Raw genomic sequence first — 24,448 nt, forward strand, 5'->3', positions numbered from 1 at the left:
CTTCAGATCAGGCCGATGGCCGTGACGGCCATGTCGATCGCCTTGATGCCGATGAACGGCACGATGATGCCGCCGAGGCCGTAGACGAGCAGGTTGCGCGAGAGCAGCGCGCCAGCGCCGACAGGCCGGTACTTCACGCCGCGCAGCGCCAGCGGGATCAGGGCGACGATGATCAGCGCGTTGAAGATGATGGCGGAGAGGATCGCGCTCTGCGGCGTGGCGAGCTGCATGAAGTTGAGCGCGCCGAGCTGCGGATAGAAGGCGATGAACATCGCCGGGATGATGGCGAAATACTTCGCGATGTCGTTGGCGATCGAGAAGGTCGTCAGCGCGCCGCGCGTCATCAGGAGCTGCTTGCCGATCTCGACGATCTCGATGAGCTTCGTCGGATCGCTGTCGAGATCGACCATGTTGCCGGCCTCGCGCGCCGCCACCGTGCCGGTGTTCATGGCGACGCCGACATCGGCCTGGGCGAGCGCGGGCGCGTCGTTGGTGCCGTCGCCGCACATCGCGACGAGCTTGCCCTTGGCCTGTTCCTCGCGGATCAGCGAGAGTTTGTTCTCGGGCGTGGCCTGCGCGAGGAAATCGTCGACGCCGGCTTCGGCCGCGATGGCCGCGGCGGTCATCGGATTGTCGCCGGTGATCATCACCGTGCGGATGCCCATGCGGCGCAGTTCCGCGAAGCGCTCGCGAATGCCGCCCTTGACGATATCCTTGAGCTGGATGACGCCGAGCAGCCTGCCGTCGCGAGCGACCGCCAGCGGCGTACCGCCGGCCTTGGCGATCTCCTCCGCAAATGCCTGCACCTCGCGCACCGCCTCGGAATCGCCGCCGGTGCCCGCGGCGCGGACATGGTTCAGGACAGCATCGACCGCGCCCTTGCGGATGCTGGAGCCGTCATGGTCGACGCCGCTCATCCGGCTCTGCGCGGTGAAGGGCACGAAGCTGGCGTGCAGCGCGACGAGATCGCGCGCCCGGATGCCATGCGCTTCCTTGGCGAGCACGACGATCGAGCGCCCTTCCGGCGTCTCGTCGGCGAGCGAGGCGAGCTGGGCTGCATCGGCCAGCTCATGCTCGCTGACGCCCCGAACCGGTTTGAACGCGGTCGCCTGGCGGTTGCCGAGCGTGATCGTGCCGGTCTTGTCGAGCAGCAGCGTATCGACGTCGCCAGCCGCCTCGACGGCGCGGCCGGACATGGCGAGCACGTTGAAGCGCACCAGCCGGTCCATACCGGCGATGCCGATCGCGGAAAGCAGCGCGCCGATCGTCGTGGGGATCAGCGTCACGAACAGCGCGACGAGGACGATTACGGGAATGGCGCCGCCGGCATAGCTGGCGAAGCTCGGGATCGTCGCGGTGGCCAGCACGAAGATCAGCGTCATGCCCGCGAGCAGGATGTTGAGCGCGATCTCGTTCGGCGTCTTCTGGCGCTCGGCGCCTTCGACCAGCGCGATCATGCGGTCGATGAAGGTCGAACCCGCCGTCGCGGTGATGCGTACGCGGATCCAGTCGGACAGCACCTGCGTGCCGCCGGTCACGGCCGAGCGGTCGCCGCCGGATTCGCGGATGACCGGGGCGGACTCACCCGTGATCGCCGCCTCGTTGACCGAGGCGATACCCTCGATCACCTCGCCGTCGGAGGGGATGATGTCGCCAGCCTCGACCAGCACGACATCGTTGAGCTTGAGGCTCGGTCCCGGCACCAGCCTGTAGTTGCTGCGGTCGTTGCCGCTGAGCAGCTTGGCCTGCGTTTCCGCACGCGCCCGGCGCAGCGAATCCGCCTGCGCCTTGCCGCGCCCTTCGGCCACGGCTTCGGCGAAATTGGCGAACAGCACCGTGAACCAGAGCCAGAGCACGATCTGGAAGGAGAAGCCGAGATGGGCCGCTCCGGCGAGCCAGTCGCGCAGGAGCAGGATCGTGGTCAGCGCCGAGACGACGGCGACGACGAACATCACCGGGTTCTTGGCGAGGCTGCGCGGGTCGAGCTTGAGGAAGGCGCCGCCGAGCGCCGGAACGAGGATGCGGGCATCGAGGATGCTGCCGGATCTGGAATGGCTCATGACGAAAGCTCCGTCGTGGCGTGCGCGGGACCCAAGACGGGTCAGACCGCGGCGAGAAGAAGGGAGAGGGTGTGGAAGACGATGGCGATCAGCAGAACCGCGATCGTCGCTCCGCAGATGAGGGTGGAAGGGCGTGGCCCGGTGTCGGTGCGCATGGACCGTTCCTCAGAAGCTCTGGCCGGCGAGCATCGCCAGGTGCTCGACGATCGGGCCGAGCGCGAGCGCCGGGAAGAAGGTCAGGCCGCCGACGATGACGATCACGCCGATGAGCAGGCCGATGAAGAGCGGGCCATGGGTCGGGAAGGTTCCGGCCGATTCCGGCACGGTCTTCTTGGCCGCGATCGAGCCCGCCAGCGCCAGCGCCGGGATGATGACGAGGAAGCGCCCCATCAGCATGGCGATGCCGATCGTCAGGTTGTACCAGACCGTGTTGCCGGTGAGCCCGCCGAAGGCCGAGCCGTTGTTGGCCGCTGCCGAGGTGTAGGCATAGAGCACCTCGGAGAAGCCGTGCGGTCCGGGATTCGCGATCGAGGCGACGGCGTCCGGCAGCACGACGGCGACGGCGGTGAAACCGAGCATCGCGAGCGGCAGGCACAGCACGGCGAGCATCGCCATCTTGACCTCCTTCGCTTCGATCTTCTTGCCGAGGTATTCCGGCGTACGTCCGACCATCAGCCCGGCGACGAAGACGGCGATGACGACGAAGAGGATGATGCCGTAGAAGCCGGCGCCGACGCCGCCGATGATGATCTCGCCGAGCATCATGTTGATCAGCGGGATCAGCCCGCCGAGCGGCATCAGGCTGTCATGCATCGCGTTGACGGCGCCGCAGGAGGCAGCGGTCGTGACGACTGCGAACAGCGCCGAGAGCGTGATGCCGAAGCGCGCCTCCTTGCCTTCCATGTTGCCGCCGTCGAGGCCGAGCGCCTGGACGAGCGGGTTGCCCGAGGCCTCGGCCCAGTAGCAGACGACGACGCCGGCGACGAAGAGCAGGCCCATCACGGTGAAGATCGCCCAGCCCTGCTTCTCGTTGCCGACCATGCGGCCGAAGACGTTGGTCAGGCCGGCGCCGATCGCGAAGATCGCGACCATGTGGATCAGGTTGGTGAACGCGGTCGGGTTCTCGAAGGGATGCGCCGCATTGGCGTTGAAGAAGCCGCCGCCATTGGTGCCGAGATGCTTGATCATCATCTGAGAGGCGACCGGCCCCTGCGCGATCGTCTGCTGCGCGCCTTCGAGCGTCGTCGCCACGGTGTAGGGGCTGAGGTTCTGCGGCACGCCCTGCCAGACGAGGACGAGCGTTCCGATTATGCACAGAGGCAGGAGGATATAGAGCGTCGAGCGGACGAGATCGGCCCAGAAATTGCCGAGGGTCCGGGTCGAGCGGCGCGCGAAGGCGCGGATCACCGCGACCGCGATCGCGATGCCAGTCGCCGCCGAGACGAAGTTCTGCACCGCGAGCCCAGCCATCTGGGTGAAGTACGACATCGCGCTTTCGCCGGCGTAGTTCTGCCAGTTGGTGTTGGCGACGAAGCTCGCGGCCGTGTTGAAGGCGAGGTCCGCCGGTACCGCGCCGATCCCCGCCGGGTTCAACGGCAGGACGTCCTGCACGCGCTGCATGGCGTAGAGCACGAGGAAGCCCGCCAGGTTGAACAGCAGCATCGCCGCGACGTAGCCGGTCCAGTGCTGCTCCTCGTCCTCATGCGTACCCGCGGAGGTGTAGAGCAGCCGCTCGACCGGCTTCAGGACAGGCGACAGCAGCGTGCGTTCGCCGGCGAAGACGCGCGTCATGTAGCCGCCGATGGGCCGCGCGAGCGCAACGACGATCCCGCAGAAGAGCAGGATCTGGATCCATCCGTTGAGTGTCATGGATGAGGTTCCGATTTGTGAGAGGCAACTGCCGTCAGAACCGCTCGGGGCGGATCAGCGCGTAGGTGAGATAGGCGAGCAGGAACAGCGCCACTGCCCCGCCGAGGACATGGTCCAGAAGCATCCGACCCTCCCCTAGAGCGCGTCGCAGGCGGCGACATAGGCGAAGGAGAGCCCGAAGAAGACGAGCCCGATGGCGAGTGCGATGGTGTCCATCATCAGAAAACCCCGAAGATCGCGGCCGCCGACCGAGCGTCGGCGGCGAGCGCCGATGCCATTGCGATGGGATCGGCGGTTCGGGGCGAATATCGCGCTGCGGCCATAGCCGTTCGAGACGGGGGCGGTCGCGGGGAAATAAAGAACTTATAGGAATTTCCGCACGCCCAAGCCGCGCCTATGATCGGCGCCGCAGCAGCCACGAGGCGCCGGTCCTGCCGAAAACGCAGGGAAGCCCGTCGCGGCGTCGCTTGTGACCCGCCCTCGCGCCGTGTCAGAAGCTGGCGCGAATTTGGGCAGACCGGCCCATGCAGGAGGAGCCTTCCCATGAGCAACAGCAAGGACGTCTGGCGTCTGATCGACGACAAGGCCCCGGCCTATTTTGGGCTCTCCAACCGCATCTGGCACATGCCCGAGCTGAACTACCAGGAGGTCCGCTCGGCCGCCGAGCATCGTGCCATGCTGGAAAGCGAGGGCTTCCGCGTCACGACCGGTGTCGCGGGCATTCCGACCGCGGTCATCGGTGAGGCTGGCGAGGGCGGTCCGGTCATTGCGATCATGGGCGAATACGACGCGTTGCCGGGGCTGAGCCAGGAAGCCGGCGTCGCCAGCGAAGCCCCGGTCGAGAAGAACGGCAACGGCCATGGCTGCGGCCACAACATGCTGGGCTCGGCATCGCTGCTCGCCGCCGCCGCGGTGAAGGACTATCTCGCAGCCAACGGCATCAAGGGCCGCGTGCGCTATTATGGCTGCCCGGCGGAAGAAGGCGGCTCGGCCAAGGGCTTCATGGTCCGCGCCGGCGCGTTCGACGATGTCGACATCGCGCTGTGCTGGCACCCGGCCTCGTTCAACGGCGTCAACCGGCCCTTCTCGCTCGCCTGCGTCGAGATCGAGTTCACCTTCAGCGGCCGCGCCTCGCATGCCGCCGCGGCGCCCCATCTCGGCCGCTCGGCGCTCGACGCCGTCGAGCTGATGCATATCGGCGTCAACTACATGCGCGAGCACATGCCTTCGACGGCGCGCGTGCACTACGCCATCATCGACAGCGGCGGCATCGCGCCCAACGTGGTCCAGGCCCGGGCGACCACCCGCCAGTTGATCCGCGCTGCCACGCTCGCCGAGATGTGGGACCTCGTCGCTCGCGTGAAGAAGATCGCCGAGGGAGCGGCCCTGATGAGCGAGACCACGGTCGTCGCCAAGCAGCTATCGGGCGACGCCAACCTCATTGGCAACGGTCCGCTCGAACAGACGATGCACGCCAACCTGCAGGCACTGGGCGGCCCGGGCTTCGATGCCGCCGACCATGCCTTCGCCGCGCAGTTCCAGAAGACGCTGAGCGCCGAGGACATCGCCGCCGCCTATGCCCGCTTCGGCATGAAGCCGAAAGCCGGCGAGGCGCTGAGCGACGAGATCTACCCGCTCGGCGCCGGCAGCGACACCTCGGTCGGCTCGACCGATGTCGGCACGGTGAGCTGGGTCGTCCCGACCGTGCAGTGCCGCACCGCCTGCTATGCCGTCGGCACGCCCGGCCATTCCTGGCAGCTCGTGGCGCAGGGCCTCGCTCCTGCCGCGCATAAGGGTCTCGCGCTCGCCGCCAAGGCCATGGCCGGCGTCGCCTCGGACGTGCTGGGCGATCCCGCTCTGCTCAAGGCGGCGAAGGACGAGTTCGCGGCCTTCCGCGCCAGGAACCCTTTCGCCAACCCGATCACCGACGATGTCGAGCCGCCGCTCGACATGGCCGCGCATTGAGCCTTTCGCGGCGGAGCGCGCACCGAGCCGAAGGCCAATCGAAGGCCATTGCCGGCGCCAATCCCGGCACGATCAGAACGCTGGGTGAGACGTGTTTCGGCTTGGATGTCTCGGTGCGCTGAGACGTCAACTCATCCTGCGCGGCCGTCCGACAAGGCGGCCGCGCAAGGCGCTATGGAGAATTCTCAGCCGCGCCGGTGCTGGGCGGCGACATCGACGCGGATCGCCGGTCGGGTCGCCTTGAATTCGGCGACGGCGGCCGCAGCGAGATCGGAAACCGAGCCGGAACCGCTCGACATCAACTGCAGGATGATGCGCCCGAGGCGATCACGCGCCTCGGTCTCGAGCTCGGTATCGAGCCTCTGATCATGCCCCAATGTGGCCCAGGCTCTGGCCTGGACGGCTTCTGCGACGAGAAGTTCCTGGGAATTCAGGACACCGGGAAAGCGGAAATTGGGCGTAGGCATGGGCGATTCGAACATGGCTGGGCAACCGATATAGGGTCCCCGAGGTTCCCGGCAAGGCATGCGGAATTGCAGCCATGACCTGGGCAACTGCCGCGATGCGCCGCCGGCCCTTGCTTGCGGCGGCTTCCGCCGGCCAGAGTTTCGCGTCAAGCCAGTCGATCCGAGGACCAGCCCGATGCCCCTTCCCGCCTCTGCACGCGTCGATATCGAGCGCTTCTGGACGACGATCGAACGCTCGGGCGAGATCGGCGTCGGACGTCCCGGCGGTCTCTCGCGCCTCGCGCTCGGCGATGCCGACAAGGAGATACGCGATCTGTTCGTCGCCTGGTGCCGGGAGGCCGGCCTGACCGTCCGGATCGACGCGATCGGCAACATCTTCGCCCGCCGCGCCGGCCAGGACGACACGCTGCCGCCGGTGATGATGGGCAGCCATCTCGACACGCAGGTGAATGGCGGCCGCTTCGACGGCATCGCCGGTGTCCTTGGTGGGCTCGAAGTCATCCGCACGCTGGATGCCATCGGCCACCGCACGCGCCGCCCGCTAGAACTGGTCAACTGGACCAATGAGGAAGGCGGCCGGTTCTCGCCGCCGATGGTCGGCTCCGGCGTCTTCACCGGCGTCTACACGCTCGACTGGGCGCAGGAGCGCCGCGACGATGACGGCAAGTCGATGGGCGAGGAGCTTCAGCGCGTAAGCTATGCCGGCGAGGCTCAGGCCGCCCCGCCGCCGCTCGACGCCTATTTCGAGTTTCATATCGAGCAGGGCCCGATCCTCGACCGCGAGGGCTTCCAGGTCGGCGTCGTCACCGGCGGCTACGCCAGCACCGGGACGATCGTCGAGTTCCGCGGTGAGACGGCCCATACCGGCCCTTGGCCGATGGAAAAGCGCCGCAACGCCCTGGCCGCGGGCGCGCGGCTGCTGACCGCCGTCGACGATCTCGGCTGGGAGTTCGCCGGCAGCGGCGGCAAGGCGACGGCAGCGCGCCTCGTCGCCTGGCCGAACAAGCCGGGCATCATATCGGACTGGGCGCAGGTGACCTGCGATGTCCGCCATGCCGACCCGGAGGCCGCTGCCGTCATGGCCGAGCGCATGCTGCGCGCCGCCCATGAGGCCGCCGCCCGCGCCTCCTGCGGCATCGAGATTCTCGACACCTGGCGCTGGGGCGGCAAGGTCTTCGCCGAGGAGATGATCGGCCTCGTCCGCGAGACATCGCTCGCTCTCGGCTACCGCACGCGCGACATCCTCAGCCAGGCCGGGCACGACGCCTATTTCCTTGCCCGGCATACGCCGAGCGCGATGATCTTCGCGCCCTGCAAGAACGGCATCACCCACAACAACAACGAACTCAGCACCCGCGAGGATCTGGAACCCGGCCTCAACGTGCTGCTGCGGGCCGTGGTGGCGCGAGCCGATCGCTGATGGGCAGCCCTTGCGATCACATGAACAATCAGTCCAAATTGGATTTATTGTCCAAAATTGACTTGACCCTGCCGACGGGGAGCTTCACAGATCGCGAGTGACGCCCGGCTCATGCGACGGGCACCGACGCCGCATCGGCCGGAGGCTTTCGTGAAGTTCGACATTTTCCAGATGGAGCGGAACCAGACGCTCTTCGAGAACGACGTCGAGATCAACCTGACCGAAAGCGGCGTCCACCCCTGGGCGATCGAGGATATCCTTGGCGAAGAGGCCGCGCGCGACCTGCTCAGGCAGCCGCTCGGCTATGGCTGGACCGACGGCCGGCCGGACCTGCGCGCCAACATCGCCTCCTGGTATCCGGGCGCCACCGCCGCCAACGTGCTGGTGACGAATGGCTCGTCGGAGGCGACGATGATCGCCCTGATGGCGCTGTTCGAGCCCGGCGACGCGTTGGTCGTCGCCCTTCCGAACTTCATGCAGATCGACGGCCTCGGCCGCGCGCTCGGCTTCGATATCCGCCGGCTGGAATTGTCCGGCGAGAGCGATTGGCAGATCGACCCCGCGCGCCTCGTCGATGTCGCGGCCGGTGCCAAGGCCATCGCCGTCACCAACCCCGCCAATCCGACCGGCAGCGTCCTTTCCGCCGCAAGCCGCGCGGCCCTCGTCGAAGCCGCGAAGCGCAACGACGCCTGGCTGATCGTCGACGAGATCTATCGCGGAGGGGAAATCGAAGGCGCGGAGACCGAAACGCTCTGGGGCAGCTACCCCAAGGTCGTCATCACCAGCAGCCTGTCGAAATCCTTCGCCTGCCCCGGCCTTCGGCTCGGCTGGATCGTCGCATCGCCGGACGTCGTCGCGGCAGCCGCCGAGCGGCAGGACTACACCACCATCGGCAGCGGCATCCTCAGCCAGATCCTCGCGGCGGAGGTGATGCGCCCGGAAACGCGCGGGCGCCTGCTCTCGCGCGGCCGCGATCTGCTGCGCACCAACGCCGATCTCGTCGGCCAGTGGATGGCGCGGCACAACGACTGGTCCTGGCGTCGCCCGGAAGCCGGCGGCATGGCCTTCCTGCGCTATCCGCTGGAAATGTCGTCCGAGGACTTCTCGCAGAAGCTGCGCGAGGAGGAGAGCGTCTTCGTCGTCGCCGGAAGCTGGTTCGGCATCGAGAGCCACATCCGCATCGGGATCGGCGTACCGACCGAAACGCTGCAGAAGGGTCTGGTGCGGCTGGATCGTTTTCTGGCCCGGCACAAAGGCTGATAACGGCCTGCCGTCATGCTCGGGCTTGACCCGAGCATCTCCTGCCGAAGGAGGCTCCTGCGCCTCACTTTCCAGAGATTCTCGGGTCAAGCCCGAGAATGATGGCGGAGACGGCCGTTCAGCGCGTGATCCCGTCCAGCACCACACGCGCGATCGCGATGTCCTGGACCGCGAGCCCGGTCAGGTCGGCGATGGTGATGTCGCGATCGGAACGGCGAGCGGGCGCTTGTCCAGCCAGCACGGCCCCAAGCTCGACGCAATCGCTTCGGCCGATCAGCCCGCCGGCCGCAGCCGGAGCGAACTCGCCATGGTCGAGGCTCTGTTCCAGCGAATCTGCGATCCGGATATCGGCGCGCGCGACCAGCGCCGTCTCCAGCTCCTGCTTGCCCGGCGCATCGGCCCCGAGCGCGGTAATATGAACCCCCGGCCCGATCCACTCATCGCGGATAACCGGTCCCGCAGCCGGCGTCGTGGTGATCAGCGCATCGGATTGCGCGCACAACGCCTCCAGATCGTCCACCGGCTCGACGGCGATGCCACCCTTTGCCAGATCGCGCCGCAATGCCTCGAGCCGCTCGGGCGAGCGCGCCCAGGCGGCGAAGCGCGGCTCGCGCTCCCGCAGCAGATGCGCGGCGGCGCGAATCTGGAAGCGCGCCTGCGTGCCCGCGCCCACAACGCCGATCATCCGTGCGTCCCGCCGCATCCCGGCACGGGTCGCAATGGCGCCTGCCAGCCCCGTCCTCAGATCGGTCAGCCAGCCCTCGTCGCGCAGGATGGCGACGACCGCGCCGGTCTCGGCCGAGAGCGCGATCATCATGCCGCTCGTGGTCGGCAGGCCCTTGGCTGGATTATCGTAGAAGCCGGTCGCGATCTTGACCACGAAGATCGGATCATCAGCGATATGGCCGAACTTGATATGGCAGTCGCCGTTATGTGCGGGAAAGCCGAGATAGCCGACCGGCGGCATCTGCACGCGCCCCGCCGCAGCCGCCCTGAACCCGTCCTCCAGCGCGGCGAAGGCCCGGTCGAGATCGACGGCGGCCTCGATCTCGGCCCGCGTCAGATCAAGCATCCGGCGATCCGTTGGCCTGGTTGAGGTAGTTGTAGACGGTGGCGCGCGCGAGCCCGAGGATGCGCGAGATATAGGCGGCGGCATTGCGACCGCCGAAGGCGCCGTTGGCTGCGAGATCGGCGACCAGCTCGCGCTTCTCGGCACGGCTGAGATTGGTCACGGCCAAGCCCCGCGCCTGCGTCCATTGCTGCACGAACTCGTTGATGCGCTCGTGCCAGTCTTCCTTGAACAGCGCCTGCGGCTTCTCGGTGCCGGCCGGCACGGTCGCGAAGGCGGAGAGTGTCTGCATCAGCGCATGGAAATGCGAGACGTCGACATTGATGCAGAGCACGCCGGCAGCCTTGCCCCCGGCCGAGAGCACGACGCTGATCGATTTCAGCCGCCGCCCGTCCCAGTTCACCTTCTCATAGGGGCCGATCGTCGTCTCGTCGGGATCGAAGCCGATCTCGTCGAGCAGCGAGGGCTCGCCCAGCACGCGCTGCGAAAAGTTCCCGGCGATATGGACGACGCTCTGCGATGCCAGATCGTGCAGCACAACCTCCGCATGCGGCCGGAACAGCAGCGCGACCGCATCGCAGATCGGCACGTAGGGAGCGAGTTCCGGCGTCATGCTCGACCCTCCGGCGCGTCAGCGCGGCTGCGATTTGAGATAGTCGCTGAGCCGCTCGAGCCCGGCCGAGAGATGCTCGCCCGGCGCGCCGATCCCGATGCGGATATAGCCGTCGAGGCCGTAGACGTCGCCCGGCAGCAGCATGATGCCGCGCTCCTCGCGCAGTCGATGCACCAGCTCCGTCGAGTTCATCGAGTGGCTGTACTTGATGAAGGCCATGCCGCCCGCCTTGGGCGGCACGAAGGAGAAGAACTCCTCGTTCGCCTTCACCCAGCTCGTGAGCAATGCGAGGTTTTCCCGGAGGATGGTCTTGCTCCGCTGCAGGATCTCGGCCCGCTTGGCCGGCTGGACGACGATACGCGCGATCTGCTCGCTCAGCGCGCTGGTCGTGATCGAGGTGTAGTCCTTGTTCTGCCAGGCCGTGTAGATATCCGCGGCAGGCCCGACCAGCCAGCCGATGCGCAGGCCCGGCAGCGCCATGGCCTTGGAGAGCCCGCTGGTGATGATCGCCTTCTCGTAGAGATCGGCGAAGCTCGGGGGCTCATCGACCTCGAGCTCGGCGCCCTTGTAGACCTCGTCGGCATGCAGGTAGCAGCCCTGCGCCCGGGCGATCTCGACGAGCGCGTCCATCGTCTCGCGCGAGAGCAGGCTGCCGGTCGGATTGTTAGGATTGCAGATCGTCATCAGCTTGGTGCGCGGCGTGATCGCCTTTCGAACCTCGTCCAGATCGGGCGTCCAGCCCAGCTCTTCGCGCAGCTTCACTTCCTTCACGGTGGCGCCGATCGCACGCGCCCAACCCCAGATCTGCAGGTAGTTCGGCGCGAAGACGATGATCTCGTCGCCGGGCTCGATCAGCGACATCACCATCAGGAAATTGGCTTCGGCCGAACCGTTGGTGACGATCACCTCGTCGGAGCTGCGGTTGCGGTAGAGCTTGGCGATGTCCTCGCGCAATTCGACCGCGCCGTTCGTCCAGCCATAGCCGAGCTCGACATCCATGAGCGTCGCGCGCTGCTCGGCGCTGAGCAATTCGTTGAGCGAATAGGGATGGACGCCGCTATCCGAGAGGTTGAACTCCACGGTGTTCTCGTAGAGCGACTGGATACGCTCCAGGCTGAATTCTTCGATCTTCATGCTGCCCATCCCGTGGCGGCCCGGCCGGCCGCAGCTCTCATGCGAGTATGATGGGCGTGATTTGGACGTCAAGGTCAATTTTGGAATTTACAGTCCAATCTCCGATTGCTATCCCTGCATGGCCTCGTCACAGCTGCTCCCGGAGAGCCTCATCATGTCCGACCAGACCCCCGGCGCCAACAAGATGTGGGGCGGGCGCTTCACCTCCGCCCCGGCCGAGGTGATGCGGCGGATCAACCCCTCGATCGGCTTCGACTACCGGCTCTACCGGCAGGACATCGCCGCATCCAAAACCCATGCCGCGATGCTGGCCCGCCAAGGCATCATCGCGAGCGCCGACAACGAGCGCATCCAGGCCGGGCTCGACCAGATCCGCGGCGAGATCGACCGCGGCGAGCTGAAATTCAGCATCGACCTGGAGGACATCCACATGAATGTGGAGGCACGCCTCAAGGAGATCATCGGCGAGCCGGCCGGGCGCCTGCACACCGCGCGCAGCCGCAACGACCAGGCCGTCACCGATGTCCGTCTCTGGATGCGCGACGCTATCGACGGGCTCGACGGTGCGGTCCAGGAGCTTCAGCGCGCGCTGATCGAGCGGGCGAGCGAGCATGCCGAGACGATCATGCCCGGCTTTACCCACATGCAGGTCGCTCAGCCCGTGACCTTCGGCCACCATTTGATGGCCTATGTCGAGATGTTCGGCCGTGATCGCGAGCGGCTAGCCGGCGCGCGCGAACGCACCAACGTCTCCCCGCTCGGCGCCGCCGCGCTGGCAGGAACCGCCTTCCCGATCGACCGGCAGTTCACGGCGGCTGAGCTCGGCTTCGCCCGGCCGACCGAGAACTCGATGGATTCGGTCGGCTCGCGCGACCACATCTGCGAATTGCTGTTCTGCTGCTCGATGCTGGCCGTCCATCTCTCGCGCATCGCCGAGGAGATCACGCTCTGGTGCAGCGACGGCTTCCGCTTCATTGCGCTGTCGGACGCCTTCACTACCGGCTCCTCGATTATGCCGCAGAAGCGCAACCCCGATGCCGCCGAGCTGGTGCGCGGCAAGACGGGCCGCGTCGTCGGCTCGCTCACCGCCCTACTGATGACGGTGAAAGGCCTGCCGATGACCTTCATGAAGGACATGCAGGAGGACAAGGAGCCGATGTTCGATGCACTCGAAACCGTCGAGCTCTGCGTCGGCGCGACCATCGGCATGGTCCGCGACCTGACGGTGCGGCCCGAGAACATGCGCGCCTTCCTCGATCGCGGTTTCCCGACCGCGACCGACCTCGCCGACTGGCTTGTGCGGGAGGTCGGCATGCCCTTCCGCGATGCCCATCACGTCACCGCCCGTATCGTAGCGCTCGCCGAAGCCAAGGGCTGCACCCTGCAGGCGCTCGACCTCGACGCCATGCGCTCGGTCGATCCGCGCATCAGCGCCGCGGTCTTTGAGGTGCTGGCGCCGGAGCATTCGGTCCGCAGCCGCCGCAGCTATGGCGGCACCGCGCCGGATACCGTGCGCGAAGCGATCGAGCGAGCGAAGCAGCGCTGGCTGACGGACGACGATCGGTGAGCACGATCGAAGACGCGGTCGCGCCGCCGCCTTGACTGAAGAAAATCGCGGCCGCAATGGCAGAAGCAATCCTCCTCGCGGAGGATATCGTCGCCGGTCCTTTCGCTGATAACGCGACGTCGGTCAGGCCGACGTGAACGGTTCGACGCATCCCCCGGCAGGCCAATGGGCTCGTCAAGGGGGACGGCTGGGAGATTTGAGATGAAGCATGACTGGTTGCGCGACATCGCGAATGATTTCGGTGTCGTCGGCGCTCTCCGACAGCTCGGTGGCGAATACGATCTCAACTTCCGTGGCCGGACCGCGCAGGGTGACGTGATCGTCAAGGCGATGCGTCCCAGCGGCGAGCCCGCGCTCGTCGACCAGCAATGCGCAGCGATCAGCCACGCGCTCGCCGCCGATCCGACGCTGCCGCTGCCACGGCTCCTGCCGGCCGAAGGCAAACGCTTCTGGCAGAACGTCGCGGACACTGAGGGCCGCCAGCGCATGGTCTGGGTCCAGCGCGCCTTCGAGGGTATCCCGATGGGCGAAGCCGGGCCGCAGCCGCCCGCCGTCCTCTCCGAGTTCGGCGCGCTGACCGCGCGGCTCGATCTCGCCTTGCGCGATTTCAAGGTCACGGCTTCGCCCGATGCGGCGAAATGGGACCTGACCCAGGCGGGCTGGATCAAGCCGCATCTCGATGTGCTCGAAGGCCCACGTCGCGCGCTCGTCGCGGCGATCGTCGCCGCCTACGAGGCCTTGCAGCCTGCTCTCGACCAGTTGCCTCGGCAGACCCTCCACAACGACCTCAACGACTTCAACATCCTCGTCCAGCCACGCCTCGGCGAGCCCACGCGCATCAGCGGCCTGATCGATTTCGGCGACATGACCACCGGCCCGCGCGTCTGCGAGATCGCCATCGCCGCCGCCTATGCCATCCTCGACCACGAAACACCGGAAGCGGCGCTCGCCGCCTTCGTCGCCGGCTATCACTCCGTCTCAGCCCTGAGCGCCGAGGAGATCGGGCTGATCTGGCCGCTCGTCCGGATGCGGCTGGCCGTCAGCGTCGTCAATTCGACGATCGAGGCCAGGGGCCGCCCGGACGATCCCTATGTCACGATCTCGCAGGCGCCGGCCTGGCGGCTGCTGGAGAATCCGGCCATCGACGGCGAGTTGATGGGTGCTCGCCTGCGCAATGCCTGCGGCCTGCCGGTCACCGACGCAGCCGGCCGCATCGCAAGCTGGATCGCCGGACAGCGCGGCAGCTTCGCGCCTGTGCTCGGCCGCGCGCTCGACGGCCTGGCGGTCGGCTCGCTCGCCGTCGCCGAGGCCACGGTTCCGCAGAACCCGTTCAGCATGCGTGCTGACGAGGCCCGGAACCTCGGGGCGGCCATCGGCATCGCCTCCGAATGGTGGCTCGGCCAATATGGCGAGCCGCGGCTGGTCTATACCGACAAGGCCTTCCGCAAGGGTCGCTGGCTCGCTTCGAACCGCCGCACCATCCATATGGCCATCGATGTCTTCGCGCCGGCCGGCGAACCGGTCCGCGCACCGCTCGCCGGCCGCGTCGCGCTGGCCGAGAACCGCAAAGGCCATCTCGACTATGGCGGCGTCGTCATCCTCGAGCATCGCACGCCCGAGGGCGACGTCTTCCACACGCTCTACGGCCACCTCGCCGCCGATGGCGCCGCGAAGCTGAAGCAAGGCCAGCAGATCGCGGCGGGCGAGGCCTTCGCCACACTCGGCCCGGCCGAGGAGAATGGCGGCTGGGAGCCGCATCTGCATTTCCAGCTCGCGCTGACGCTCGACGGCATGGGCCATGACTGGCCGGGCGTCGCCGATCCCGACGATTGGGCGCTGTGGCAGGCGATCTGCCCGAACCCCGCCGCACTGCTCAACCTGCCCGACGAAGTCGTCGCCTACCGCGCAATCGACGAGGCCGCACTGCTCGCCGAGCGCAGGGCCCGCTTCGGCGCCAACCTCAAGCTCAGCTACAGCAGGCCGATCACCTTCCTGCGCGGCTGGCGCCACCATCTCTTCGACGCGATGGGCCGGCCCTATCTCGACGCCTACAACAACGTGCCGCATGTCGGGCATGCCCATCCGCGCATCCGCAAGGTGGCGATGGACCAGCTCGCGCGGATGAACTCCAACACGCGTTATCTGCATCCCGCGCCGATGGCGCTGGCCGAGCGCCTCACCGCGAAGCTGCCTGGGGAGTTGGAAATCTGCTTCTTCGTCAATTCCGGCTCGGAGGCCAACGAGCTCGCGCTGCGCCTCGCCCGCGCCGCCAGCGGCGGCTACGACATCGTCACGCCCGATCACGGCTATCACGGCAACACCACCGGCGCGATCGACATCTCCGCCTACAAGTTCAACAAACCGAATATGGGCGGCCGCAAGCCCTGGGTACAGCTCGTCGACGTCGCCGACGACTATCGCGGCCGCTTCCGCCGCGACGATCCCAGCCGGGCGCTGCACTATGCGCAGCAGGTCGACGGCGCGCTCAAGGCCATCGCGGAGCGCGGGGGCAAGGTCGCCGGCTTCATCGCCGAGACCTTCCCGAGCGTCGGCGGCCAGATCATCCCGCCGCCCGGCTATCTCGCCGCGGTCTACGAGCGCATCCGCGCCGCCGGCGGCATCTGCATCGCCGACGAGGTCCAGACCGGGCTTGGCCGCCTCGGCGACTATTATTTCGGCTTCGAGCAGCAGGCCGTGCGGCCGGACATCGTCGTGCTCGGCAAGCCGCTCGGCAACGGCCACCCGATCGGCGCGGTGATCACTACCCGCGCCATCGCCGAGCGCTTCGCCGAGGGGCCGGAGTATTTCTCGACCTTCGGCGGCTCGAACCTCTCCTGCCGTATCGCCTCGGAAGTCCTCGATATCGTCGAGGATGACGGGCTCTCGGCCAATGCCAAGGCGATGGGCGACAAGCTGCTCGCCGGCATGCGCGAGCTCGCCGAGCAGTACCCTTGCGTCGGCGACGTCCGCGGCATCGGCCTCTTCCTCGGATTGGAGCTGGTCACGGATCGCGAGACGCTGGAGCCCGCAACCGATGCGGCCGCCCATGTCATGAACCGCCTGCGCGACATGCGCATCCTGGTAGGGCGCGAGGGCCCGGCCGACAACATCCTCAAGATCCGCCCGCCGCTGACGGTCGAAGCCGATGATGTCGACATGATCCTCGACCGGCTGAATATCTGCCTGCGCGAGGTCGAGGCCGCGCGCTAAGAGACACAGCCGCCGGTCTCAGCCCTCCCGGAGGCTGCGGCCGCGATGCGGCGGGGGCGGCAGGAAGTCGAGCTTTTCCTCGATCACGGCGCCGTCCTCAGAGACGATGGCGAACCAGCGGCGGTTGCCGCAATGCACGGAGAGCCGCCAACGGCCGTGATCCTCGGCCTCGCCGCGCTCGACACGGCTGGTCACGAGGCCGCGGCGCTGCATGCCCAGCCATTCCGCGGACGACCAGCCGAAGCGGGCAGCGATCCGCTCCGCATCGATCACGAAGGCGCCGCTGGCATCGCGGACGACCGGAAAACCGGCCGGGTCAGTTCGCTGTTGCTCCATCGCCGACTTCCCCATGCGAAGCCGGATGCGGCGGCATGACCCGCAGCGTCTCGGCCAGACACAGGAAGAGATGGTAGAGGACGCGGCTCGGCAGCGATACCGGCAACGGCTGGCCGGCACGGTCGAGCTGGTTGTGCCAGAGCCCGGTCCGCAGATCGATGAAGTGGCGGAACATCAGCTCGACATGGCGCGGCAGGCTCGCCGCAGCGTCCTCGTCCGCAACGAATTCGACGCGGGCACCGAGCGCCTTGATGAATTCCGTCTGCGGCCAGAGCAGCTTCGTCGGCGCGACGATCCTACCCTCGGGGCCCACACCATCCAGCACCAGCGGCGGATAGGCGGGGTCGCGATCGAGGCCCTGCGCGAGCCCGAAACGATAAAGCCCTTCCGCGAGCGCGGGCGCCTTCTCCCAGCCGGTCAGCCGATGGTGATGATGCAGCAGCCAGACCCATTCGAATTGGTGACCGGGCTCGCGCAGCCGCCCCGGATCGCCCGCGACGGGCTGCCAGTCCGTGCCGAAGAACTCGCCGAGCGTGCCATTACTGTCGATGAAGCGCTCGGCCGCGAGCTGGACGATGCCGTTGGCCGCGTCGAACCAGCGCTGATTGCCCGTCGCTTCCGCCAGGGCGTGGAAGGCTTCGAGCAAGTGCATATGCGGGTTCTGGCGGCGCGGCAGCGCGCCGAGATCATCCTCCGCATAGCCGCCGAGCGGAGCGGCGAGCTCGCTTTCGATCAGGTCCATCGTCGCCCCGGCGAGGCGCAGCGCAGCCGCGTCTCCGGTGGCCCGGTGATAATGCGCGCAGGCGAAGAACACGAAGGCGAGATCGTACAGATCGCGGCGCGGTACGCTTACGGCTCCGTCGGGCCGGAAACGTTTCGGCACGTAACCATTGGCCTCATGCGCCTTCAGCAAGAGCGCGAAGCCGTGCTGCGCGGCCTCCAGCGCCGCTTTGTCTCCGCTCAGCCGGGCAGCATGGCTGAAGGTGTAGACCAGCCGCGCCGTCGTCAGCGCGCTGCGATCCGGTGCCGCAACGGGTTGTCCGTCCGGCGTGAACTCCTCGATGAAGCCGCCGGCCTTGCGATCAACCGAACGTTCGATCCAGGCCGGAATCAGCGTTCCATGGGTCCAGCGCTGCAGGCCGGCAGGCGACAGATCGCGCATGGGCTGGCTCAATGCGCCTGCGCGTGCAGAATCTGGCCGAGGAACTTGCGGGTCCGCTCGCTCTGCGGCGCCGAGAAGAACTGCTCGGGCGGCGCGACCTCGACGATCTCGCCGGCATCCATGAAGATCACCCGGTCGGCCACCTTGCGGGCGAAGCCCATCTCATGGGTGACGCAGATCATGGTCATGCCGCTCTCCGCGAGCTCCACCATGGTGTCGAGCACTTCACTGACCATTTCGGGATCGAGCGCCGAGGTCGGCTCGTCGAACAGCATGATCTTCGGGTTCATACAGAGCGAACGCGCGATCGCGACGCGCTGCTGCTGCCCGCCCGAGAGCTGGACCGGGTATTTGTGCGCCTGCTCGGGGATATGGACGCGTTCCAGGATCTTGCGGGCGTTCGCCTCGGCCTCCGCCTTGGCAATGCCGCGCACCTTCATCGGCGCGAGCGTGCAGTTTTCCAGCGCCGTCAGATGCGGAAACAGGTTGAAGCTCTGGAACACCATGCCGATCTCGCGGCGGATATCTTCGATGCCCTTGAGCTTGGCATGGACGGTCGTGCCGTCGATGACGATCTCGCCCTTCTGGTGCTCTTCGAGCTGGTTGAGGCAGCGGATCAGCGTCGATTTGCCGGAGCCGGAGGGGCCGCAGACGACGATGCGTTCGCCACGCGACACGGTCAGGTCGATATCGCGCAGAACGTGGAAGTCGCCATAGAACTTGTCGACCTTGCGCATCTCGATCATCACGTCGCCGATCTCATGGTCGGCGGAAGGGGCGGTCGCGGACATCGGGCAAAAACCGTTCTGGATGGCAGGCTCTCGAAAGCCCTTGGGATGCGCCCGGCCGGGGCCGGGCGCATGTCTTGCAGGATCAGAACTGCGGCATCGCCGGCAGCTTGGTCAGCGGAATGCCGAACCACTTCTGGTTGATCTTCGAGAGCTCGCCATTGCCCTCGATCTCGGCGATGAACTTGTTGGAGTACTCGGCGAGCGCCGTATCCGACTTGCGGAAGGCCATGCCGTTCGCCTGCTCGCGAAGCGTGATCTTCGGCTCGATGTTGAGCTGCGGATAGTCCTTGAGGAGCTGGGCGAGGATGGTGTTGCTCGCGCCCATCGCCTGGACCTGGCCGGAGATCAGCGCCTGCAGCGCGGTCGCATCGTCGTCATAGCGCTTCAGCGGCGTGCCCTGCGGGGCGACGGCGCTGATCGCGGTGTCCTGCGTCGAGGCGCGGGCGACGCTGATCGTGACCTGCTTCAGGTCTTCCGGCGTCTTGACGTTCACGCTCTTGGGCGCGAGCACATAGATCGTCAGCGTGCTGTAGGGGTTAGAGAACAGCACCTGCTTCTGGCGCTCGGCGGTGATGCCGAAGGTGGCGATCAGCACGTCGACCTTGTTGGTCAGCAGATAGGGGATGCGGTTCGGGCCGGTCACCGGCACGAGCTCGAGCTTCACGCCGAGCGACTTGGCGAGCAGCGCTGCGACATCGGCGTCGTAGCCGGCAGGCTGCTGCTGGGCGTCCGTGCCGCCGAAGGGCGGATAGTCGGTGAGAACGCCGACCATCAGCTTGCCGCGCGCCTTGATCTCTTCGGGCGTGGCGGCGTGAGCCGGGGCAAGCGAGGCAGCGGCGAGGCCGGCGAAGACCAACGCGCCGAAGCCGCGACGGCAAATCGATTTAAACAGGGACATGGGACGTTCTCCTCTGAGGGTAGGCTGGTATTGCATCAACGCGTTCCGAGCAGGCTCAGCGCGCGGCGACGAGGAGCTTTTGCTCCATTCTCTTGCTGTAGGCCGAGAGCGGCCGGCAGATGATGTAGTAGACCAGCGCGACGAGCGCGAAGATCGTGAAGGGCCGGAAGGTGGCGTTGTTGATGATCTGCGCCGCACGCGTCAGCTCGACGAAGCCGATGATCGAGGCGAGCGACGTGCCCTTGATCAGCTGCACCAGGAAGCCGATCGTCGGCGGAATCGCGATCCGGACCGCCTGGGGGGCTATGATCAGCGCCATCTTCGGCGCATAGGGCAGGCCGAGCGAAGTCGCCGCCTCCCATTGCCCGCGCGGCACCACCTCGATCGCGCCACGCCAGATCTCGCCGAGGAAGGCGCTGGCATGGAGCGACAGGCCCAGCGCCGCCGCCGTCCAGGGATCGACCGACCAGCCGAACAGCCCCGGCACGAAGAAGGCGAGGAAGAGCTGCATCAGCAGCGGCGTGCCCTGGAAGACCTTGATGTAGCCGGCCGAGGCGATCCGCAGCCATTTGAATTCGCCGGTCCGGGCGAGCGCCACCAGCAGGCCGCCCAGCGCCCCGCCGAGGAAGGCGACGAAGGACAACAGCAGCGTCCAGCGCACCGCCATGAGGATGTAGATGATGTCGGCTTGTCCGAGTACGCGCATCGGGGCCTCAGCGGGTTGGCTTGCGCAGGAAGGCGCGCTCGATCCCGGCGAACGCTGTCCAGAAGAAGACGGACAGGCCGAGATACATGCATGTGACGACGAAATAGACCTCGAAGCTGCGGAAGGTGCGCGACTGGATGTCGCCCGCCACCGCCGTCAGCTCGCTGGCCGCGATCGCCGAGCAGACACTGGTGTTCAGCATCAGCAGGATGAACTGGCTGGTGAGCGAGGGATAGATCGCCTGGATCGCCGGCTTCAGGATGATATAGCGGAAGATCTGCAGCGGCCGCATGCCGAGCGACTTGCCCGCCTCGATCTGCCCCTTCTGGATGCTCTCGATGCCGGCGCGGATGATCTCGATGCCGTAGGCGCCGACGTTGACGACCAGCGCCAGCAGTGCCGCCGTGTTCGAGGACATCTTCAGGCCCATCGACGGCAGGCCGAAATAGATCATGAAGATCTGGATCAGGAACGGCGTGTTGCGGATCAGCTCGATATATTCGTCGATGATCCAGCGCAGCCATTTCGGCCCGGAGGTCTTGCCGAGCGCACCCGCGATCGAGACCACCATGCCGATCGCCATCGCCACCGCCGACAGCACGAGCGAATTGAACAGACCCTGCAGCAGCTCGGGCCACGCCGCGAAGACGTCGGCGAAATCGAACTCATAGCTCATGCGGACCGCCCATAGGGGGCGGCGAAAGCAGGAATGCCTTCATGCGCCATCCTCATCCCAATCCTCCCGGCCGGCTCGGGCACCGGCTTCTCTCGGCCGTGCCGCAGAATCCCTACAATCGCGGAATCAGCAAGCCGCCATCGGCGTTTATCACCGTCCCTGTCGCATAGGCGAATTGCCCGCTGCTCAGGGCGGCGACGACGGCGGCGACATCCTCGCCCTCGCCCCAGCGCCCGGCCGGGATCAACCCCTCGGCTATGCGCGCATCGTATTTCGCTGCGACCTTCGCGGTCATGTCGGTTCGGATCACGCCCGGCCGCACCTCGAAGACCGGGATGCCCTCCGGCGCGAGCCTGACGGCGAGCGCCTTCGCCCACATCGAGAGGCCGAGCTTCGAGACGCAGTACTGCGCCCGGTCGATCGAGACCAGCTCCGTGCTGGCCGAGGTGACGAAGACCATTGCCGGCCGCTCCGCCTTGCCCGCGAGCATCGCCTTTGCGACCTCCTGGCTGAGGAAAGCTGCGCCGCGCAGATTGACGTCCATGACGACGTCGAAGCTGTCCGGCGTCATCTCCAGCATGTCGCCGCGCACCGGCGCGCCGATGCCGGCATTCGAGACGAAGAGATCGAGCCGGCCGAAGGCGGCTTTCACATCCGCGACGAGGGCGGCATGGCTCTCGACCGCGGCGACGTCATGCCTGAAGAACCGCGCCGCGGCTCCGGCCTCTTCGAAAAGCTTCGACGCCTCGGCGACGGCCTCGTCCTCGGCGATGTCGGTGAAGGCGATGTCATGGCCGACCTTGGCGAGTGCGACGCCGATGGCGCGGCCGATGCCGCGCCTTGCGCCGGTGATCAGGGCGACGGGACGCGTCATCTCATTCCCCCCGATAGAGCGGCGTGCGCTTTTCCTGGAAGGCGGCGACGCCTTCCTTGACGTCTTCGGTATATGAGACGAGCGAACTCGCCAGCGTCTCCATGATCGCGGCGCTATCCTCGTTCTCGGCAGCGTTGATGAGCTGCTTGACGACGAGGTTCGCCACCGGCCCGCGCTGGCTGATGCGCTCGGCCATGGCCTGCGCAGCCGCGAGCGCTCCGCCCTTCTCGACGACCTGATCGACGATTCCGAGTGTGAGCGCCGTCTCGGCCGTGACGATTTCGCCGGTCAGAGCCAGCCTCCTCGCAACCTGTCCGCCCAGCCGCTTCACCAGACGCTGCGTGCCGGACCAGCCCGGGATCATGCCGAGCCCGGTTTCGGGCAGGCCGATCTTGGCCTGAACCTCGCAGATGCGGATATCGGCGGTGACGGCGAGTTCGAGCCCGCCGCCCAGCGCATGGCCGTTCATCGCGGCGATGACCGGCGGCTTCATCCGCGCCAGCTTGTCGAAGACGCGGTGGCCGGCGCGCACCCAGCCCTGCCCCATCTCCAGCGGGGACAATCCGCCCCAGGCGACAATGTCGCCGCCGGCGCAGAAGGCCTTGCCTTCGGCCGTCAAGATGACGGCACGGACCGAGCGATCGGCGTCGATGGCATCGGCGAAGCGGCCGAGCAAACCGACCATGACGTCGTCGAGCGCGTTGAGCTTTTCCGGCCGCGCGAGTGTGATCGTCGCGATGCCGGAGGCGATGTCGAGGCGGACCGGGTCGCTCATGCCGCCCTCGCCGGGACTTCGAGGCCGATCAGGGCTTCATCGAACAAGGCCGCGTCCATCAGCTTCGGCGTTTGCGGCACCAGCAGCGGGAACTCGCTTTGGGCGAGGATATCGCGCTCCAGATCGACGCCGGGCGCGATCTCGGTGACGACGATACCTTCCGGCGTCAGCTTCATCACGCAGCGCTCGGTGATGTAGGTCACGTCCTGCCCCTGGGCGACGGCGCGCGGCCCCGAGAAGGAGATGTGCTCGACCGCATCGACCAGCTTCTTCACCTTGCCCTCCGTCTCGATGACGAGCTTGCCATCCGCGATGGCGAGCTTTGCCGCGGCGCTGAAATAGCCGGAGAAGACGATGCGCTTGGCCCGCGCGGTGATATCGATGAAGCCGCCGGCGCCGGCCGTGACATGCGGCCTGACGCCGAGCTTGGAGACGTTGACGCAGCCCTGCTTGTCGATCTGCAGGAAGGAGAGCAGCGACATGTCGAAGCCCGCCCCCTGGAAATAGGTGAACTGATAGGGCGAGGGCACGATCGCCTCGGCATTGGAGGCACAGCCGAACTGGAACTCGAGCAGCGGCACGCCGCCGACCGCACCCTGCTCGATCACCCAGGTGACGGCGCCGTGCTGGCCCTCCTCGATCAGGATGCGCGGGACATTGGCCGAGATGCCGAAGCCGATATTGACCGCGTCGCCGTAACGCAGCTCCTTCGCCACGCGCCGCGCGATCACCTTGGCGACGTCGAAGGCCGGCGTCTCGAAGCTCGATAGCGGCCGCCGCACCTCGCCGGAGATCGCCGGGTCATAGACGGTCTGCGTCGTCTGCATCTGGTCGGGCGCGACGACGATCGCATCGACGAGGATGCCGGGCACGAAGACCGCTTGCGTGTTGAGGCTGCCGGCCTCGACCACGCGCTTCACCTGCGCGATGACGATGCCGCCATTGTTGCGCACCGCCAGCGCCTGATCGAGCGGGCCGAGCAGGCCGCCCTCATGCTCGTAGGAAAGGTTGCCGCGCTCATCGGCCGTGGTAGCGCGGATGATCGCGATCTTCGGCACGATGCTGCGGAAATAGAGCCAGTCATCGCCATCGAACTCCACGCGGGTAACGATCGGCTCCGCCGCGGCCCGCGCATTCATGGCGCAGCCCTGGTGCTTGGGGTCGACGAAGGTGTCCATGCCGATCTTGGTCAGCACGCCCGGCCGCTTTGCCGCGGCCTCGCGATGCATGTCGAAGAGGATGCCGCTCGGGATGTTGTAGGCGGGGATCTCATCGCCGGTGACCATCTTCCAGATCGCAGGCGGCTCGGCCGAGGACGGGCCGGACGGGTAGGACCCACCCATGATCCGCGCCAGCAGGCCGGGCTTGGCCAGATGGTCGATGCCCTTGACGCCCCACATGTCGCCGGCCGCGATCGGATGCAGCGTCGTCAGGTTGCGTGGATGGCCCGAAGCGTCGAAGCGCCGGCCGATCGCCGCCAGCACAGCGTCGGGGCAGCCGAGACCCGAAGAGGACGAGACGGTGACGATCGCCTCGTCCGGGATCAGGGCAGCGGCTTCGTCGGCGGAGAGGATGCGGGGAAAGGCCATGGTTTTT

The 24,448-nt window shown here is 67.1% G+C and carries 21 protein-coding genes; 5 read left to right on the forward strand and 16 right to left on the reverse strand.

Annotated elements, in window-relative coordinates; all coding sequences use genetic code 11:
• Positions 1-2: 2 nt before the first annotated feature.
• The 3 genes from kdpB to kdpF form a co-directional block, all read right to left on the reverse strand.
• On the reverse strand, positions 3-2,060 hold the full coding sequence (gene kdpB / locus AC1DVA_RS11880) for a potassium-transporting ATPase subunit KdpB (protein ID WP_265050285.1): 2,058 nt from the start codon (positions 2,058-2,060) through the stop codon (positions 3-5).
• Positions 2,061-2,225: 165 nt separating this feature from the next.
• Positions 2,226-3,929 (reverse strand): potassium-transporting ATPase subunit KdpA, encoded by a 1,704-nt coding sequence (gene kdpA, locus AC1DVA_RS11885; RefSeq protein ID WP_265050286.1) that lies wholly within the window; start codon positions 3,927-3,929, stop codon positions 2,226-2,228.
• Between the two features lie 34 nt (positions 3,930-3,963).
• Positions 3,964-4,053: a K(+)-transporting ATPase subunit F gene (kdpF, locus tag AC1DVA_RS11890; protein WP_265050287.1), complete on the reverse strand. Its 90-nt coding sequence runs from the start codon at positions 4,051-4,053 to the stop codon at positions 3,964-3,966.
• A 419-nt stretch (positions 4,054-4,472) separates the two neighbouring features.
• Between kdpF and AC1DVA_RS11895 the strand changes: the two genes are divergently transcribed.
• Complete coding sequence (locus tag AC1DVA_RS11895; RefSeq protein ID WP_265050288.1) at positions 4,473-5,894, forward strand: M20 family metallopeptidase; 1,422 nt, start codon at positions 4,473-4,475, stop codon at positions 5,892-5,894.
• A 185-nt stretch (positions 5,895-6,079) separates the two neighbouring features.
• Here the strand turns inward: AC1DVA_RS11895 and AC1DVA_RS11900 are convergent, their stop codons facing one another.
• Entirely contained in the window at positions 6,080-6,361 is a 282-nt protein-coding gene (locus AC1DVA_RS11900; RefSeq protein ID WP_265050289.1) for a hypothetical protein, read from the reverse strand.
• Between the two features lie 175 nt (positions 6,362-6,536).
• Here AC1DVA_RS11900 and AC1DVA_RS11905 point away from each other — a divergent pair, with 175 nt between their 5' ends.
• Together AC1DVA_RS11905 and AC1DVA_RS11910 are read left to right on the forward strand one after the other, a co-directional pair.
• A complete protein-coding gene (locus tag AC1DVA_RS11905; RefSeq protein WP_476806021.1) occupies positions 6,537-7,781 on the forward strand; it encodes a Zn-dependent hydrolase in 1,245 nt (414 codons plus the stop codon).
• A 150-nt stretch (positions 7,782-7,931) separates the two neighbouring features.
• Entirely contained in the window at positions 7,932-9,041 is a 1,110-nt protein-coding gene (locus AC1DVA_RS11910; protein WP_265050291.1) for an aminotransferase class I/II-fold pyridoxal phosphate-dependent enzyme, read from the forward strand.
• A 118-nt stretch (positions 9,042-9,159) separates the two neighbouring features.
• Here AC1DVA_RS11910 and AC1DVA_RS11915 read toward each other — a convergent pair whose 3' ends face one another.
• The 3 genes from AC1DVA_RS11915 to AC1DVA_RS11925 are packed head-to-tail and all read right to left on the reverse strand — an operon-like array spanning position 9,160 to position 11,857.
• A complete protein-coding gene (locus AC1DVA_RS11915; RefSeq protein WP_476806022.1) occupies positions 9,160-10,113 on the reverse strand; it encodes an ornithine cyclodeaminase family protein in 954 nt (317 codons plus the stop codon).
• Complete coding sequence (locus AC1DVA_RS11920) at positions 10,106-10,723, reverse strand: helix-turn-helix transcriptional regulator (RefSeq protein ID WP_265050293.1); 618 nt, start codon at positions 10,721-10,723, stop codon at positions 10,106-10,108. Before AC1DVA_RS11920 ends, AC1DVA_RS11915 begins: the two co-directional genes overlap by 8 nt.
• 18 nt (positions 10,724-10,741) lie before the next feature.
• A complete protein-coding gene (locus AC1DVA_RS11925; RefSeq protein ID WP_265050294.1) occupies positions 10,742-11,857 on the reverse strand; it encodes an aminotransferase class I/II-fold pyridoxal phosphate-dependent enzyme in 1,116 nt (371 codons plus the stop codon).
• Between the two features lie 154 nt (positions 11,858-12,011).
• Between AC1DVA_RS11925 and argH the strand changes: the two genes are divergently transcribed.
• Both argH and AC1DVA_RS11935 read left to right on the forward strand, forming a co-directional pair.
• Complete coding sequence (argH, locus tag AC1DVA_RS11930; RefSeq protein WP_476806023.1) at positions 12,012-13,424, forward strand: argininosuccinate lyase; 1,413 nt, start codon at positions 12,012-12,014, stop codon at positions 13,422-13,424.
• 201 nt (positions 13,425-13,625) lie between these two features.
• Entirely contained in the window at positions 13,626-16,634 is a 3,009-nt protein-coding gene (locus AC1DVA_RS11935) for an aminotransferase class III-fold pyridoxal phosphate-dependent enzyme (RefSeq protein WP_476806024.1), read from the forward strand.
• An 18-nt stretch (positions 16,635-16,652) separates the two neighbouring features.
• Here the strand turns inward: AC1DVA_RS11935 and AC1DVA_RS11940 are convergent, their stop codons facing one another.
• The 9 genes from AC1DVA_RS11940 to AC1DVA_RS11980 form a co-directional block, all read right to left on the reverse strand.
• The gene (locus AC1DVA_RS11940; protein WP_265050297.1) at positions 16,653-16,970 is read right to left on the reverse strand and encodes a DUF6522 family protein; all 318 of its coding nucleotides are present in this window, start codon (positions 16,968-16,970) and stop codon (positions 16,653-16,655) included.
• Positions 16,951-18,132 carry an AGE family epimerase/isomerase gene (locus AC1DVA_RS11945; protein ID WP_265050298.1) on the reverse strand — a complete coding sequence of 394 codons (1,182 nt, stop codon included), beginning with the start codon at positions 18,130-18,132 and terminating at the stop codon, positions 16,951-16,953. The genes AC1DVA_RS11940 and AC1DVA_RS11945 overlap by 20 nt, the downstream gene beginning before the upstream one ends.
• 8 nt (positions 18,133-18,140) lie before the next feature.
• A complete protein-coding gene (locus AC1DVA_RS11950; RefSeq protein ID WP_320109513.1) occupies positions 18,141-18,923 on the reverse strand; it encodes an amino acid ABC transporter ATP-binding protein in 783 nt (260 codons plus the stop codon).
• Positions 18,924-19,005: 82 nt separating this feature from the next.
• Positions 19,006-19,821, reverse strand: a complete 816-nt coding sequence (locus tag AC1DVA_RS11955) for a transporter substrate-binding domain-containing protein (protein ID WP_265050299.1) — start codon at positions 19,819-19,821, stop codon at positions 19,006-19,008.
• 55 nt (positions 19,822-19,876) lie between these two features.
• The gene (locus tag AC1DVA_RS11960; protein WP_265050300.1) at positions 19,877-20,527 is read right to left on the reverse strand and encodes an amino acid ABC transporter permease; all 651 of its coding nucleotides are present in this window, start codon (positions 20,525-20,527) and stop codon (positions 19,877-19,879) included.
• A gap of 7 nt (positions 20,528-20,534) precedes the next feature.
• On the reverse strand, positions 20,535-21,203 hold the full coding sequence (locus AC1DVA_RS11965; protein WP_265050301.1) for an amino acid ABC transporter permease: 669 nt from the start codon (positions 21,201-21,203) through the stop codon (positions 20,535-20,537).
• 112 nt (positions 21,204-21,315) lie between these two features.
• Positions 21,316-22,077, reverse strand: coding sequence for a 3-ketoacyl-ACP reductase (locus AC1DVA_RS11970; RefSeq protein WP_265050302.1), 762 nt, complete (start codon positions 22,075-22,077; stop codon positions 21,316-21,318).
• Position 22,078: 1 nt separating this feature from the next.
• Entirely contained in the window at positions 22,079-22,852 is a 774-nt protein-coding gene (locus AC1DVA_RS11975; protein ID WP_265050303.1) for an enoyl-CoA hydratase/isomerase family protein, read from the reverse strand.
• Positions 22,849-24,441 carry an acyl CoA:acetate/3-ketoacid CoA transferase gene (locus AC1DVA_RS11980; protein WP_265050304.1) on the reverse strand — a complete coding sequence of 531 codons (1,593 nt, stop codon included), beginning with the start codon at positions 24,439-24,441 and terminating at the stop codon, positions 22,849-22,851. The genes AC1DVA_RS11975 and AC1DVA_RS11980 overlap by 4 nt, the downstream gene beginning before the upstream one ends.
• Positions 24,442-24,448 lie beyond the last annotated feature (7 nt).

It is taken from the genome of Allobosea sp. P4_C6 (assembly GCF_056402015.1).